The organism is Taibaiella lutea (assembly GCF_008629695.1).
Lineage (GTDB): Bacteria > Bacteroidota > Bacteroidia > Chitinophagales > Chitinophagaceae > Taibaiella > Taibaiella lutea.
The window spans coordinates 1,610,196-1,624,934 of record NZ_VWSH01000001.1; the positions used below are offsets into that span (position 1 = coordinate 1,610,196).

Sequence of the window (14,739 nt, forward strand, 5' to 3'; positions counted from 1 at the left end):
TTTTCCACAATGCTTTCAATATTTTTGCCTCATTTAAGAAAGCAATGTCTGCAACCAATTCAACTATAAATAAAAGAAAGGCCGCCCCCGGCAAAAAATTAATAACCGTAATTGCTATTTTAATTGCGGCCAATATTACTGCCTGGTTTTTTTATGGACAGATAGACCTCACTAAAGATAAACGATACACCATAACGGACGCCACACAGCACATGCTGAAGGGCCTGGATAAGAAAATGGAGATTACGGTCTTCTTGGACGGCGATGATTTACCCGCCGCATTTCAAAGCCTGGCCAACAGCACAGATGCTATGTTGCGTCATTTCAGGGATATCAGTGACAATAAAGTCACCTATCATTTTACAGATCCTTTAGGCAGTGATACGGCTGCCTTGCAAATATTAAAGCAGTATCACATGACCGGTCTTCCGGTTACTGTCAGCGAGGGGAAAAAAGGAACTTCGCAAAAAATGATTTTCCCCTGGGCTTTGGTAAGCACCGTTGATGCTAAAGGCAAGGCAATTGACTATCCTGTTTTTCTTCAGGAAACTAACACTTTAAATTTCAACAGACATACCTTATTGAAGTCTGAAATTTTGCTCGAATACAATCTTGCAAATGCTATCCACCAATTATCAAAAAGTGAAAAAACAAATGTAGCATACCTTTTGGGGAATGGCGAACAGTTTGATTCGCACATTGGCAGCATGGCAATGACTCTGGCACAGGCATACAATTTTGATACACTCGATATTAACGGGCAAAATAGTATTCCGTCAAAAATCAAAACGGTTATTATACAAAACCCCACAGTTCCTTTTACAGATGAACAAAAGTTCAAACTGGACCAATATGTAATGCATGGCGGACATATTTTCTGGAGCTTAAATATGGTTACCGGTACAATTGACAGCCTGCGTAGCGGACAGTTTTCTGCAATGCCAATAGATGTAAATCTCAACAACCTGTTGTTTAATTACGGTGTAAGAGTTAATACAAATATGGTGGAAGACGCAGTCGATCATGCTTTTGTTCCGCTGGAAGCGCAAAGCAAGAAATCGGAGACCACAATGTTCCCCTGGGTTTATTTTCCGGTTTTAAATCCGGGAAGCGATCATCCTATTGTAAAAAATCTGAATGGTGTTTTAGCGCGCTTTGTCAGTAGCATTGATACGGTTGGCAGTAATGCCGCTATTCAAAAAACTGTATTATTATCATCGGGCAGATACAGTAAATCGGAGCCTACACCAATGCCTGTTATTCTGGAATCTGCGATTGTACCGCCCAATCCTGCAGAATATCCGCAACATAATTTGATAGCCGGAATATTACTGGAAGGCAATTTTAATTCTGCCTATAGCTCTAATCGTCCGGTGGCATTGAGCGATTGGATTACTGCCTCCGGCGTTAATATAAAAGATCAATCCGGCCCTGCAGGAAAAATGATCGTATTGAGTGATGGAGATATATTGACAAATGACTTTGGTCAACAGTCCGGGCCATTGCCGATGGGTTCCTTTATATTAGATCCTTCTTATAAATTCGACAATCAGGCATTCCTGCTGAATTGTATGGAATATCTGAATGACGATGAGAATCTTTTGGAAGCAAGAAATAAAAATTTTGATAACCGGATTCTGGACCCCAAAGTAGTGGAAGATGAAAGAACTAAATGGCAGTTCATTAATATAGGATTACCTGTTATTGCCATTTTAATATTCGGTGCTGTTTTCTTTTTTATACGCAAAAGAAAATATGCCTGAAACAATGTAACAAAATAGCTTTCAGTCTCGTTTAGTTGATGCCTGAATCGCCAAATATTATTGTATGGAAAAGAAACAACGACCGCCTGTTTATTACAGTGAATATCTACAGCTTGACAAAATATTAAATGCTCAAATGCCTGAAAGTGCAAAAGAAGGTATCAAAGCAGATGATGAAATGCTGTTTGTAATCATTCATCAGACGTATGAGCTTTGGTTTAAGCAAATTCTACATGAGCTTGACATTATCAGGGAAATTTTCAGACAACCTAATGTGGCCGATAATTCACCTGATATATATAATTCAGTTCATCGTTTGAAACGTATCTGTACTATTCTTACGGTATTGGTCGATCAGATTTCGATTATCGAAACTATGACCCCGCTTGACTTCCTTGATTTCCGCGATCTGTTGCGCCCCGCCTCGGGTTTTCAAAGTATTCAGTTTAAAATGATTGAAGCCGCGTTAGGTTTGAATTACGAAAACAGGTTTGGTCAGGAATATTATCTTTCTCAGTTGAACCAGACTGACATCGACAGAGTGAAAAAAGCAGAAGATGAAGAATCGTTACTTGTGTTGCTGAACAGATGGTTGGAACGCATGCCTTTTAGCAACGATGAAGCTTGCTGGTCGGGTAATGCCGGTGAAAATGGCAATCATCCATTCTGGGATTCTTACCGTAAAACCTATGCAGAAGGTTTATCTCCGGTAGAGCAACAGAATCTGGCAACATTCGATAAGCTGTTCATGAATGAAAATGAATATCCTTCAGACAGAAGATTAAGCAGCAAAGCAAGCCGCAGCGCCTTCTTTATAATGTTGTACCGCGATTTTCCATTACTACAATTACCGTTTGAATTGTTGAGTATGCTTCTTGAAATTGACGAATTGTTGTCACTCTGGCGACACAGGCATATTCATATGGTACAACGCACCATAGGCAAGCGTGTAGGAACCGGCGGAAGCACAGGGGCAGGTTACCTTAAATCTGCAGCAGACAACCATGCTATATTTAAGGAAATTGCAGAACTTACCTCATTCCTGCTGCCAAGACACGAAATTCCTGAATTACCTGCTAAGCTGAAGGACGCTTTGAGCTATAACAGATAATCAATTTAGCAGTTATAAACAGAAGCCGCGCCTGTAATAGGTGCGGCTTCTGTTATATTGTATTAAGTGTCTTTTTATTTTCTTCCGGTATGTTTTTCTTTGTAGCCAAAACATATAAAGAACCAATAACCCAGCTCAGCCAGAAAAGATAAAAGCCAAGATGAAACTTTTCTTTCATGAGTTTATGCGTAAACGTAGACTGAAAGTCATTGTAGGTAAAATAAAGACCTGCGATACCAATTAGTAAAAAAACAAGTATCGTAACAAATGCAGCCTTTCTGGATGCTTTTCTTTTTACCATCCATTGAATAATCAGCACAATAACCTGGACAACAAATAAAATGATAGCTGTTTGCCACCAGGATTTGAACACTTTATACTGAGGCATAAACCAAGTAACACCAATACGTCCAATCCAGGACATCTTGGAAATCAGGAATCCGGAAATAACAGAAAGGACAGCTTGTAATAAAAAGATATACGGACTGAGTTTCATTATGTTTAAGAATCAAAAATATTATGGTGCAATAATAATCTTAGTTTGTGTATTCTGTGCACTGAAATAACCCAATGCATCTCCTTTAATATTACTGACAGGATTTGCCGGTGCAGCAGAGCCTTGCCCGCCAGAAGCACTTTGTTCAAAGCTAAACCAATATTGGTAAGTAGGACGATCAATGCCTAACAGATCGATTCTTATTTCGTCGCCGGATTTTATACTGTCCACGTCATTTTGGTCAAAATATAAAGTGGATTCAAAACGTTTGCCGTCACTGTAATCATCATCCAGAATAAAATTTCCTTTTGTACGCTTGCCATTCACATATTGAATACAACGATAATTATTTTGTGTATCAACAGGGTCTTGCAGCATAACTGTTGCAAAAGTATAGTTATTGCCAAAGAAAGATTGTGTTTCTGCATAAGCGCTGTCGAATGGCACCAAATAAGGCATGGTAGAAACGGCAGTATAAGACTTGCCATTCAGAACTACAGAAAGCTCGTAAGCCTTACCATAATTACCTTTCAAATCCGAATCGACATATACACCTTGTGATGTTTCATGAAGTGTAGACAATAATTGGCCATTAGAGGAAATAGTAACTTGTGCGCCACTGATTCCTGTAAAAGAATTATCATCATAAAACTCTTTAGTTTGGGACAGTTTCACAACGCAACCGCCTTTTTGGTCAGTAAGCACCGCGTCAATTACAAGTTTTTTATCAGTTTCTTTCAGGTTAACATTAATCACCTTCTGACAGGAAACTGTTGATAAGACTAAAAGCGCTGCTATTAAATAATGATATGATTTTATAAACTTCATAATCTGTTTCAATATTTTATTTAGAATTTAAAATTGTAGGAAATGGACGGAATGAACTTAAACAATGCAATTTTCACTGCTTCTGTTTTATTCGGATCGTCTTTATTGTCACGGAAGACGATGGTATAAGCATTCTCACGTCCATAAGCGTTGTATAAACTGAAAGCAAGCTCGCTGCTCCATTTTTTCCTTTGAGCCAGTTTGCAGGTCGCGCCTAAATCCAGGCGATGATATGCCGGCATCCTGTATGCATTTCTGTTGGTATAATAATAAACTGTTTGTCCGTCAACCTGATATTTGCCTGCGGGGAAAGTAATTGCGTCTCCTGTATAATAAACCCAGTTGGCACTCAATGTCCATTTGCGGGAAAGCTCATAAGAAGCAACTATAGCAAAATCATGCGTTCTGTCCTGACGGGCATTATACCATTGGTTATTATTGATGCCGTCAATCTGTCTTTCTGTTTTTGATAAAGTATAGCTTATCCAGCCCGATAACCTTCCCACTTTTTTCTTAAGTAAAAATTCAAGACCATAAGCGCGGCCTTTTCCAAAAAGCAATTGACTTTCAATAGCATTGGAATTTAAATAAACATTTGCGCCATCACGATAATCAATCTGATTTTGCATGGTTTTATAATAGGTTTCTACTGTTAATTCATACTTGTCATTCGCAAAATCCCTGTAATAGCCCAACGAAACCTGGTCGGAAATTTCAGGCTTAATAAGATTGGTACTTGCCAACCACTTATCCGTAGGACTTGAAGAAGTTGAATTGGAAATCAGATGCAGGTTCTGCGTATTCCTTGCATACGAAGCTTTTAAGGAAGAAACCGTATTCAGCATATAACTTGCAGATAACCTTGGTTCAAGATTCAAATATGTTTTAATAGCCTGTCCGCTATTATAATGCATCGTATCATTTACATTTCCGTTGGCATCCAATCCATAATAATCACCGGGCCCAAGAATAGTGAATGTTCCCAATCGCGCGCCGTATTCCACATTCAGTTTATTACTTACTTTCCATGCATTGCTTGCATAGATAACATTTTCCAGGGCATATCTGCTTTCCAATGCCGTGCTGTTAAGGCTTGTTAAATCATTGGATTTTACTTCACCCGGTTTGATATCATGATGGATAAGGTTGTATCCAAATTTGATAGTGTTATTATTATTCAGATACCATTGTATTTCTTCTTTAAAATTCAAATCCTGAATACGGGACTTGATGTCGAAGTCATAGGCGCCCGATTTAATAGAAATATTATAATTGTAATTGCTGAAGATTAAAGAAGTGTTGGAGAATAAATTGTTGTTGAAAATATGGTTCCATCTTAATGTTCCTGTTGCATTGCCCCAATCCAGACCGAAGCCTTCTCCATCACCGAAACTTGCGCCCAGCTTATCTTTCCCGAAATAACCCGATAAATACAATCTGTCTTTATCTCCCAGAATATAATTGACCTTTGCATTTAAATCATAGAAATACAAAGAATTGTCTTTATACTCGTTAGATAATTTCAGGAACATATCAGCGTATGTTCTGCGGCCGGTGATTAAAAAAGAAGATTTATCTTTTTGTATTGGTCCTTCTACATTTAATTTGGCAGAAATCAAGCCGACACCACCGCTCACATCAAAATCCTGATTATTACCGTCATTCATTTTTATATCCAATACCGATGATAAACGTCCACCGTATCTTGCAGGCATACCACCTTTATAAACAGTAATGTCTTTTAATGCATCGGAATTAAAAGTAGAGAAGAACCCTAACAAATGCGAAGCATTGTAAACAGGCGCTTCGTCCAATAAAATTAAATTCTGATCGGCAGCACCACCCCGTACAAACATGCCGGCATTACCATCGCCTGCGGATTTAATACCTGGCAATAACTGAATAGCCTTCATTACATCTTTCTCTCCGAACAGGACAGGTATGTGCTCAATTTCTTTCATGGAAAGCTTCTCCACGCTTGTTTGGGCGCTTTTTAAGCTACGACCGCCTGTGCTTTCTGTAATAACAACTTCTTGCAAACTACTGGATCCATCTTCCATTTTAATATTGATGGTAGTGTCTTTTGTAATGGTCAGCGGCATTTTTATTGTTTCCATTCCAACCGATGAAATCTCCAGAACATACGTACCTGAAGGAACATTCAAAGAATAGAAACCATATTCATTACTAACTGTTCCGGCAGTTGAATCGGCTTTCACGGTTGCACCTATGACAGTTTCGCCGTCTGATTTGGATTTAATAATTCCGCCAATGGTGACTTTTTGGGCATAAGTAATACTTGCTGATACTAATAACAGTAATCCTGAAATGTATTTTTTCATATTGTTTTTTGAATCGGGAATTCGCTTCTTATATCCCAGACAGGTTCATTGAGCTTTACCCCTATCACTGTAAAAAAAATTATGGGAAATATTATACAATCTGAACTTCACGTTCGAGATCAATATTAAATTTATCATGCACAGATGCCATTATCCTTTCAGAAAGTGCTGCAATCTGCGCTCCTCTTGCTTTTGAATAATTGACCAATACCAATGCCTGATGTTGATGAACGCCGTAATCATTCTCCCTGAAACCTTTCCAGCCACATTGCTCTATCAGCCAGCCTGCCGGAACTTTAGTAATAGTTTCATTGATTTTATAACCCGGCATATCCGGATATTTCATTTTCAATTGTTGATATTGCGAGGAGGGAATCTCCGGGTTCTTAAAAAAGCTGCCTGCATTGCCAATAACTTTTGGATCCGGCAACTTCGAACTTCTGATGCTGATAACCGCATCTGATATTGCTTTAATAGAAAGTTCCGTAATCCCTTTAGCATCCAACTCCTGCTGGATATTCCCGTAACTTGTATTATAAACGGGTACTTTATTCAACTTAAAAACAACGGAAGTAATAATAACCTTTCCTTTTAGCAATCTTTTAAAAACACTATCTCTGTAGCCAAATTGACAAGCTTCGTTATTGTACTCTTCAAAAGTTCCTGATTCTATATTAAAAAAACGAACACTTTCAATCACATCTTTTACTTCTACACCATAAGCACCGATATTCTGCATCGGCGCTGCTCCTACAGTTCCCGGAATTAATGATAGATTTTCGACGCCGGCATAATTATTATCAACGCAGTATAAAACAAATAAATGCCATACTTCTCCCGCACCTACTTTAAGCCATACATGCGCATTATCTTCCTTTATCTTTTCAATCCCTTTTATTTCATTCCGGACAACCCATGCAGAAACGTCTTTGGTAAACAAAATATTGCTTCCGCCTCCTAAAACAAAGATGCCTTGCTTATAAGCGTCCTGATTTTTCAATTCCAACAATTCTTCTTCCTTTCTTACAGAAGAAAAATAAGCTGCTTCCACATCCATGCCAAAAGTATTGAATGGGTATAAGCCAAAATGTGCTACTGGTTCAAACATTGCAAGATGTATAATTGAAAATTTATACGATGAGATTATTTTAAAATCAGTTGCGAAATTAGGTTAAATTCAGGAAGCGCAAACATTAACGCTACTCTAAAGAATGAATGGTTCTCATGCACATTGACTGCAAAAAAATAGAGGCCATGATTTACATGGCCTCTATCAACACACACTAATCCATCACAAAAACAACCACTTCACCCATATTTTTAAGCAGAAAGCGCAATTTGCATTTGAAGGCTTTCCAAACGCTCCCTTAATGTAATCATATGCTGTCTTGCATCCTGTGCAGTAGACATTGCGTATTGAAAAGTTCCGTAACCTTTTACTTCTCTTGGTTCATCAATAGTTTGAAAAAGCCCGATGCCTATAAACTCCCATTGCGCAAATGCTTCATCATCATTTCTTAAATCCAGTTCTTTTGATGCCAGAACCAATGAAAACTGATAAGCTTCCCTTTCTGAAGAGGCTTTTATCATTTTCATTTGTTTGTCAAATTGATAAACATCCGATTCATTTTTATTATGAATTCTGTAAATCAATTCAGTTAAAAACCATCCTTCATTCATATAATTTGTTTTATTCTAAATAATTTTCAGGCTACTTATTAATGCTAAACGCCTGTTTCATTATTTTATTTTAACTGCTCCGCCTATTAAATAACTATTAACAAACTGCAGCCTTATTAAACCCATTGATGCTTTCATAGACGAGAAAAAGCATGCAGGCCTTGGTTAATAAAATGATAATAAATGGCCTGAAAAGCTATAGTTTATATCAATTTAAAAGCGAAACTGAATGCCTGCCACGCCGCCGATAAATAATCCATTGAATTGTTCTCCTTTCTTTTCATTCCATAAATAGTGATCTTCGCGGATATCTTTCTGGTCGCTTTCATAACCCATATAATTGAAACTTGGACCTGCAAAAAGTTCTATGCGATTACCCAGTTTTAATCCCGCTGTGATTCTTGCAGTTGATTTAAAATAAACATCATCTTTCAAATCAGATAAGGAAGAAAAAGTAAGTTCCGTGTTGAATCTGAAATATTCCCCGATTGGAAAATGCGCTCCCAAACCTGCCTCTAAAACATAGCGAGCATTGTCCTCTTTAAAATTATAACCTGCACCCAATATGCCGTACAAAACTTTACCACCTGAGCGTAAGGAGACAAGAGAAGTTCCCATTTCATCCATAGAAACACCAATCATCTTCTCACCGTTTTTAATGATATTTACAATACCGATAGGATAATCACTTTCTTCCGCAATATTGACAAATCCTGCCAACTGTAACCCTTTTACCTTCTTAGCTACATTGATAAAACCTGCGATTTGTGTTTCGACAGTATCACCCAGATTTATAAAGCCTGCTACCTGAATAGCTTCTGATTTCTTTGTTATATTAATAAATCCGGCAAGTTGTACATCTGAAGAATCCGCTATATTCATGAATCCTGAAAGTTGTGCCCCATCTACATTACGGGCGATATTAGTAAGGCCTGACATTTGCAGTCCGCCGGCATTGTCAGCAAAATTTGCAATACCGGAGATTTGTGCACCCCTTGCGTCTTTGGAAATATTGCTGATACCTGCAAGCTGGACACCTTTGAAATTATTACCATTATAGTTGACGAGTCCTGCCAGTTGAAAACCATGTCCATTATATCCTACATGATTATAAAGACCTGAAATGATGGCACCGTCCGCATTGCCTTTAACAATAGAGCTGAGGCCCGACAAGCAGAATGCATCTTCTTGTCCCGAAACACCTGCCAAAAGATGGAATGAAATGCCATTCTCTGTATAAGGAGCCTGAATGCCATTGGAACTTAAAGGATAAATGAAACCAATGTGTGCAGGTCTTTTCAGCGTATCTTGTGCATGCGAAACGATGCTGAAACAAAATAGGATAAGCGCTATGCTAATTAGCCATAAAAGTCCTTTACTTACTAAATAACGTGTCATGTTTTAATGTCTTTCTAACAAGACACACAAACAGGATTTTACCCCCATGATTATTTGAAAAAAGATCAGAATAAGTCCAGGCCTATGTTCCACCCGATCCAGCCCGTTACATATTTACCCATTGAGAAAGAAGGATAACCATTTGTAAAGTCGTATTGGTAGCCTTCAACAGGAGTTGTCTGTTTGGAATAAAGAACCGAAAATGCAGGCCCGGCGTATATATCCGCATATTTGCCTAACTTGTATTTTAAATTGATCTGTAGTCTTGATAGCAGATTTTGATGAGCATCATTCCCGTTGTAAATGTATTGATGTGTCAATTCGGGATTAATGTAAAAACCTTTCTTTCCAATACGTCTATCGCTCCCTAACCCATAACCATAAGAATAAGCCTTCTTGTTTCTATCTAATTGCATACCTCCTAACAGCATACTGTATAGCTTCGCATTTCCTGATTTATAGGCAATGGAAAGCTGTTGCCACTCGCTACTGGAAACAGATAATTTGTGGTAGCCGTGTATCACGATATTGACTAAACCTATACTGTAGCCATCGCTTGAATCAGCAATATTTATCATTCCTATTTGTACACCTTTTAATTTTCGCGTATAGTTCAAAATGCCTGAAAGTTGCAGGCCATTCATTTCCTTCATGCTAAAATTTGTTGTACCGGCAACCTGCAAGCCTTCTGTTTTAGCAAGCGTTACATTCACTGTACCTGCCAACTGAACACCGTTCATATTTCTGGCAACATTAAATGTGCCACCAACAACCATTCCATGGCAACTTTGTGTATTTACACTTCCAACACCTGAAGCCTGAAAACCATATACATTGCTTGAGTAATTATAAATTCCTGCTACCTGCACTCCTTCTACATCCTTCATCACAATATTGGCCAAACCCGCAGCCTGACAGCCTTGCATGTTTTCCAAACCATTATTGTATAATCCGGCAACCTGTACGCCTTGTATCTCTCCCCCAACTACATTAAACAAACCCGCAAATTGTGCGTACCCCATATTTCCCTTGTCAATATTGAAAAGGCCGCCCAGTTCAAAACCTTTTACACCTGCAGTATAACCACCCAGCAAATTCAAAGAGAATTTATTGACAACCTGCGAACCCATACTTCCATGCGAACCCAAACCGGGCGTCAATGAAAACTGGACAGGTTGCTTAGTGAAGAAATTGCTCAGGTTCAGGCTGTTCATGGTTTGCTTGGAGGATATAAAAAGTCCTGCCAGCCAATTTTGTTCTACGCCTGAAATAACCACGGAATCAAGTTCATAAGCTTTTGGCTGTATCGGAATTTTAATAACTTCCTGTCTGCTCGCCGACATTAAAAGAACGGTATCTTTATAGGAAAGCTTACTAACGCTTATAGATGTCTGGCTTCTTTTTTCTTTTAATGGCAATTTAAAAAAACCATGTTCGTCGGTCATGGTAGCAATGAGTTGTTGCTGTTCGAAAACAGTGGCATATCCGACTGGTTCTCCCGTATTCATATCAATGACATATCCGCTCACATACCAATAGTCGGGCGATGTATTAGGCTGAATGATTAAATGGTTGGTACTTTCCTGATATTGGAATTGGTTGCCAAAAAGCGATTCCAATAAAAATTTCAATGATTTATTGTTAATTGAAATCGTAACAATGCTGTCTTCATTAATAATATTGTTATTGTAGGAGAAATAAAAACCGCCTTGCTTTTCCGCCATTTTAAAAACATCCGATACTTTTTTGTTTTTTGCATCGATAGACATTCTTTTCTCCAGGATACTTTGCGCATGTATTGTCGCAGCAAAACATATAAGGATAATGAACAATAATAATTTCGGGAATAGCTTCATTTGTTGCTTGTGTGAAATATCTTATTTTAAAGCATTTCATGCATTTTTGGTCTTTAAATAAATAAAAGATTAGCATAACTTCCGTTATGCTAATCTCCATCCTCACAAATCTTTTTCCGCTTCTATAATTACTTAAGTATAATTCTCCCGTCTCTCTGTTCTATGCTTAAATTGTAAGTTTCTGTAATGACTTTAAGAATATCAGTTAAAGATTCATTCTTAAATGTTGAACTATATGGTAAATTCCTGATTTTATCATTTGCAATAATTATTTGTACATCATAAGTTTTATTCAATGCATCGACCAATTCATACAAAGGTGTATTAAAACATTCAAACGTTTTTGTACGATAATAATTGTATAACAAGTCATTGTTTTTATCGACCTTCAGCTTAGTTGCATTTCTTGGAATAATCACTTTTTCCTTTGGCAGCAATTTAACGGACTCTTTGTCCATGCTGACTTTAACAACACCCGTTTCAACAATAACTGCCGTTTCCATACTATCTGCTTTTACGTTGAAAGACGTACCAACAACATGAACGTTTACTTTGCCGACTTTAATATCAAACGGTTTTTGTTTGTTGGGTGCAACATCAAAGAAAGCTTCTCCGTTCAGCGTTACTTCCCTTGTTTTTTCATTAAAATCTTTAGAATATACCAACGAAGAATGCTTGTTCAAGGTAATAACGGAACCATCCGGCAAACGCTCAACACGTACTTCATTTTCAGATGCCAGTGTAATTTCTTTATCACGAAACAAAACATTCATGCCAAACAAGCCACCCGCAATGATAATAAATGCAGCTGCGACTCTCATCCAGTTTAACCGTTTCTTCTCATGAACAAACGGAATTACATCAGACTGTTCATTAGCTGATGCTCTGGCTTTAAATCTTTTCCAGGCTTCGTTTTCATCTATCTCCTTTTCTGATTGTAAATTTTTGCTTGCATTCCATATTGTTCTAAAATCCTGATAATATTTTTCATTCTCCAGGTTTGCAGCACGCCAGGTATTTACTGTCTGATTTTCATCAGAAGTAGTTTCATTTAATAATTGTTTTATTAAAAGCTCATCCATTTGTTCATTTGTTTTCATTTTCCTGCGCTCCTTTTATTTAATAAAATCCTTAAATAAACAAATCAATACAATCCAGAGTGTCGGTAGATATGCTGCCAATTCTGCTCTCATTATTTTCAAAGCCTTTCCCATCTGGTTCTCTATTGTTTTCACTGAAAGCTGCAAACGTTCTGCAATCTCTTTATATTTCAACTCCTCATACCGGCTCAATTGAAATATAGTGCGGCATTGCTCCGGCAACTTATTCAGGGCTATTCTTATTTTTCCCTCCAATTCTTTTGTATCAATATCCTTGTGATGATTATTGGAAGATTCCGTCATGGTATGTTTCACAAAAGATACATGTGCCTGTTTCACCTTTTCATGTTTTAAAAAATTAATGGATTCGTTATAAACCGATCGGTAGAGATATGCCTGAATAGAACTGTTTATTTCAATATTTGCTCTCTTTTCCCATAATTTCAAAAACACCTGTTGCACCATTTCTTCCGCATGTTCATAATCTGTCAGAATGGAATTGGCGTAGGCATGTAAAGCCTTAAAATGCGCTTTGTACACATTTTCAAAAACTTTTTCAGAAATCCCCTGTTGGTTTAACTCCATAAATGGCGCCTGCTTATATGCCCCAAAGTTAGCAGGAAGTATCAATGTTTCCATTAATGATAAGATACCTTAAAGGCACATTACCCCCATGCGCTCCGAAAATTATTCGATTGCTGCTTTTATCAGAGAAATTAATTTTAGTAATTCTCATAAATTTAGTTCCACTATATAGCTTCTGTTTTGCAAAAACTATCCTAAGAAATGAAAATGCAATGCATCAAAGCTTTCATTTTAAGCCGGAAAAAATTACATTTGATAAACTAAAATTGCAATTATGGGATTCGTAAAGGAATTTAAAGAGTTCGCCGTAAAAGGCAATGTAATGGATTTGGCTGTCGGTGTCATTATTGGCGGTGCATTTGGTAAAATTATTGACAGCGTTGTCAATGATTTAATCATGCCATTGGTTTCGGGTATTATCGGTTCTCCTGATTTTACCAACAAATACTATGTCATTAAAGGAACGGTTCCTGAAGGCACTTCTCTTGCCGAAGCCCGAAAAATTGCAGACACAGCCATTTTTGCTTATGGTAATTTCATTACCGTATTCATTAACTTCCTGTTACTTGCGTTCGTTATTTTTATGATGGTGAAAGGCATGAATAGCCTGAAACGCAAACAGGAACAAGCTCCTGCTGCTCCGCCGGCACCTTCAAGCACGGATGTATTGCTGACAGAAATCCGTGATGAGTTAAAAAAGAAAAACTAAGTTTGCAATAATTTCCTGTATCCCCGGAAACGAAAATTTCCGGGGTTTATTTTAACTCTGAAAACATGCGAATAGCGACTGTATATCCACAATTCAAACAATTAAAAGCGGAAAACAAGAACGCCTTTGCAGTGCTGATTGACCCTGATAGCATTACACCATCATCTATTCAGCGCATAGCCGAATTGTGCAATGAAGCACAGGTTGATTTTGTATTCATCGGTGGAAGCATTATGGTTACAACGCATGTAGATATCTGTATTCAGGAATTTAAAAAACAGAGTAATATACCATTAGTATTGTTTCCGGGAAGTCCTTCGCAGGTTTCTCCATCGGCAGATGCTTTATTATATCTATCCCTGATTTCAGGCCGTAACCCCGATTTGCTTATTGGCCAGCACGTTATTTCCGCACCGGGTATTAAAGCCAGCGGCCTGGAAGTAATCAGTACCGGATATATGGTGATTGATGGAGGTGTGCCAACTACAGTTTCCTATATGAGTCATTCTGCTCCGATTCCTGCAAATAAACCTGATGTAGCGCTTTGTACTGCCTGGGCCGGAGAATTGCAGGGCAAACATGTTATTTACATGGATGCCGGAAGTGGTGCTCAATTTCCTATCAGCAAAGAAATGATTCACAAAGTCAGCTCTAATATTGATATTCCTTTAATTGTCGGTGGCGGCATCCGTACGCCTGAAAAGGTTTATGAAAATTGCAAAGCTGGCGCACAAGTAGTGGTTGTAGGGAATGCTATTGAAAAAGATTTGAATCTGATTAAGGAAATGAGCGTAGCCACGAAAGAAGGTATTGCAGGACAAATTTCCTGATATGGATTTTAATTCCCCCTACCATTAAAATTTGCTTCCGT

Annotated in this window: 13 protein-coding genes; 4 read left to right on the top strand and 9 right to left on the bottom strand. The window is 37.9% G+C overall.

Annotated features, from left to right (window positions below):
* Nucleotides 1-44: 44 nt before the first annotated feature.
* Entirely contained in the window at nucleotides 45-1,763 is a 1,719-nt protein-coding gene (gene gldG / locus F0919_RS06900; RefSeq protein ID WP_150031974.1) for a gliding motility-associated ABC transporter substrate-binding protein GldG, read from the top strand.
* A gap of 64 nt (nucleotides 1,764-1,827) precedes the next feature.
* The gene (locus F0919_RS06905; RefSeq protein WP_150031975.1) at nucleotides 1,828-2,874 is read left to right on the top strand and encodes a tryptophan 2,3-dioxygenase family protein; all 1,047 of its coding nucleotides are present in this window, start codon (nucleotides 1,828-1,830) and stop codon (nucleotides 2,872-2,874) included.
* Between the two features lie 52 nt (nucleotides 2,875-2,926).
* Here F0919_RS06905 and F0919_RS06910 read toward each other — a convergent pair whose 3' ends face one another.
* From F0919_RS06910 to F0919_RS06950, 9 genes are all read right to left on the bottom strand, one after another.
* Nucleotides 2,927-3,370 carry a hypothetical protein gene (locus F0919_RS06910; protein WP_190277294.1) on the bottom strand — a complete coding sequence of 148 codons (444 nt, stop codon included), beginning with the start codon at nucleotides 3,368-3,370 and terminating at the stop codon, nucleotides 2,927-2,929.
* 21 nt (nucleotides 3,371-3,391) lie between these two features.
* On the bottom strand, nucleotides 3,392-4,198 hold the full coding sequence (locus F0919_RS06915; RefSeq protein WP_150031976.1) for a DUF4249 domain-containing protein: 807 nt from the start codon (nucleotides 4,196-4,198) through the stop codon (nucleotides 3,392-3,394).
* 20 nt (nucleotides 4,199-4,218) lie between these two features.
* Nucleotides 4,219-6,540: a TonB-dependent receptor gene (locus tag F0919_RS06920; RefSeq protein ID WP_150031977.1), complete on the bottom strand. Its 2,322-nt coding sequence runs from the start codon at nucleotides 6,538-6,540 to the stop codon at nucleotides 4,219-4,221.
* Between the two features lie 91 nt (nucleotides 6,541-6,631).
* Nucleotides 6,632-7,648 carry a UDP-N-acetylmuramate dehydrogenase gene (murB, locus tag F0919_RS06925; RefSeq protein WP_150031978.1) on the bottom strand — a complete coding sequence of 339 codons (1,017 nt, stop codon included), beginning with the start codon at nucleotides 7,646-7,648 and terminating at the stop codon, nucleotides 6,632-6,634.
* Between the two features lie 212 nt (nucleotides 7,649-7,860).
* Nucleotides 7,861-8,220, bottom strand: a complete 360-nt coding sequence (locus F0919_RS06930; protein ID WP_150031979.1) for a DUF4288 domain-containing protein — start codon at nucleotides 8,218-8,220, stop codon at nucleotides 7,861-7,863.
* Nucleotides 8,221-8,433: 213 nt separating this feature from the next.
* Nucleotides 8,434-9,618 (bottom strand): hypothetical protein, encoded by a 1,185-nt coding sequence (locus F0919_RS06935; protein WP_150031980.1) that lies wholly within the window; start codon nucleotides 9,616-9,618, stop codon nucleotides 8,434-8,436.
* 65 nt (nucleotides 9,619-9,683) lie between these two features.
* On the bottom strand, nucleotides 9,684-11,474 hold the full coding sequence (locus tag F0919_RS06940; RefSeq protein ID WP_150031981.1) for a carboxypeptidase-like regulatory domain-containing protein: 1,791 nt from the start codon (nucleotides 11,472-11,474) through the stop codon (nucleotides 9,684-9,686).
* 128 nt (nucleotides 11,475-11,602) lie between these two features.
* Entirely contained in the window at nucleotides 11,603-12,574 is a 972-nt protein-coding gene (locus F0919_RS06945) for a FecR family protein (RefSeq protein ID WP_150031982.1), read from the bottom strand.
* 15 nt (nucleotides 12,575-12,589) lie between these two features.
* Nucleotides 12,590-13,213 carry an RNA polymerase sigma-70 factor gene (locus F0919_RS06950; protein ID WP_216629377.1) on the bottom strand — a complete coding sequence of 208 codons (624 nt, stop codon included), beginning with the start codon at nucleotides 13,211-13,213 and terminating at the stop codon, nucleotides 12,590-12,592.
* Between the two features lie 220 nt (nucleotides 13,214-13,433).
* Between F0919_RS06950 and mscL the strand changes: the two genes are divergently transcribed.
* Nucleotides 13,434-13,868: a large conductance mechanosensitive channel protein MscL gene (mscL, locus tag F0919_RS06955; protein ID WP_150031983.1), complete on the top strand. Its 435-nt coding sequence runs from the start codon at nucleotides 13,434-13,436 to the stop codon at nucleotides 13,866-13,868.
* Nucleotides 13,869-13,933: 65 nt separating this feature from the next.
* Nucleotides 13,934-14,698: a geranylgeranylglyceryl/heptaprenylglyceryl phosphate synthase gene (locus tag F0919_RS06960; protein ID WP_150031984.1), complete on the top strand. Its 765-nt coding sequence runs from the start codon at nucleotides 13,934-13,936 to the stop codon at nucleotides 14,696-14,698.
* Nucleotides 14,699-14,739: the final 41 nt, after the last annotated feature.

Coding starts and splice junctions, on each gene's coding strand:
- gldG (WP_150031974.1), top strand. CDS start 45: ATGTCTGCAACCAATTCAACTATAAATAAAAGAAAGGCCGCCCCCGGC.
- F0919_RS06905 (WP_150031975.1), top strand. CDS start 1,828: ATGGAAAAGAAACAACGACCGCCTGTTTATTACAGTGAATATCTACAG.
- F0919_RS06910 (WP_190277294.1), bottom strand. CDS start 3,370: ATGAAACTCAGTCCGTATATCTTTTTATTACAAGCTGTCCTTTCTGTT.
- F0919_RS06915 (WP_150031976.1), bottom strand. CDS start 4,198: ATGAAGTTTATAAAATCATATCATTATTTAATAGCAGCGCTTTTAGTC.
- F0919_RS06920 (WP_150031977.1), bottom strand. CDS start 6,540: ATGAAAAAATACATTTCAGGATTACTGTTATTAGTATCAGCAAGTATT.
- murB (WP_150031978.1), bottom strand. CDS start 7,648: ATGTTTGAACCAGTAGCACATTTTGGCTTATACCCATTCAATACTTTT.
- F0919_RS06930 (WP_150031979.1), bottom strand. CDS start 8,220: ATGAATGAAGGATGGTTTTTAACTGAATTGATTTACAGAATTCATAAT.
- F0919_RS06935 (WP_150031980.1), bottom strand. CDS start 9,618: ATGACACGTTATTTAGTAAGTAAAGGACTTTTATGGCTAATTAGCATA.
- F0919_RS06940 (WP_150031981.1), bottom strand. CDS start 11,474: ATGAAGCTATTCCCGAAATTATTATTGTTCATTATCCTTATATGTTTT.
- F0919_RS06945 (WP_150031982.1), bottom strand. CDS start 12,574: ATGAAAACAAATGAACAAATGGATGAGCTTTTAATAAAACAATTATTA.
- F0919_RS06950 (WP_216629377.1), bottom strand. CDS start 13,213: ATGGAAACATTGATACTTCCTGCTAACTTTGGGGCATATAAGCAGGCG.
- mscL (WP_150031983.1), top strand. CDS start 13,434: ATGGGATTCGTAAAGGAATTTAAAGAGTTCGCCGTAAAAGGCAATGTA.
- F0919_RS06960 (WP_150031984.1), top strand. CDS start 13,934: ATGCGAATAGCGACTGTATATCCACAATTCAAACAATTAAAAGCGGAA.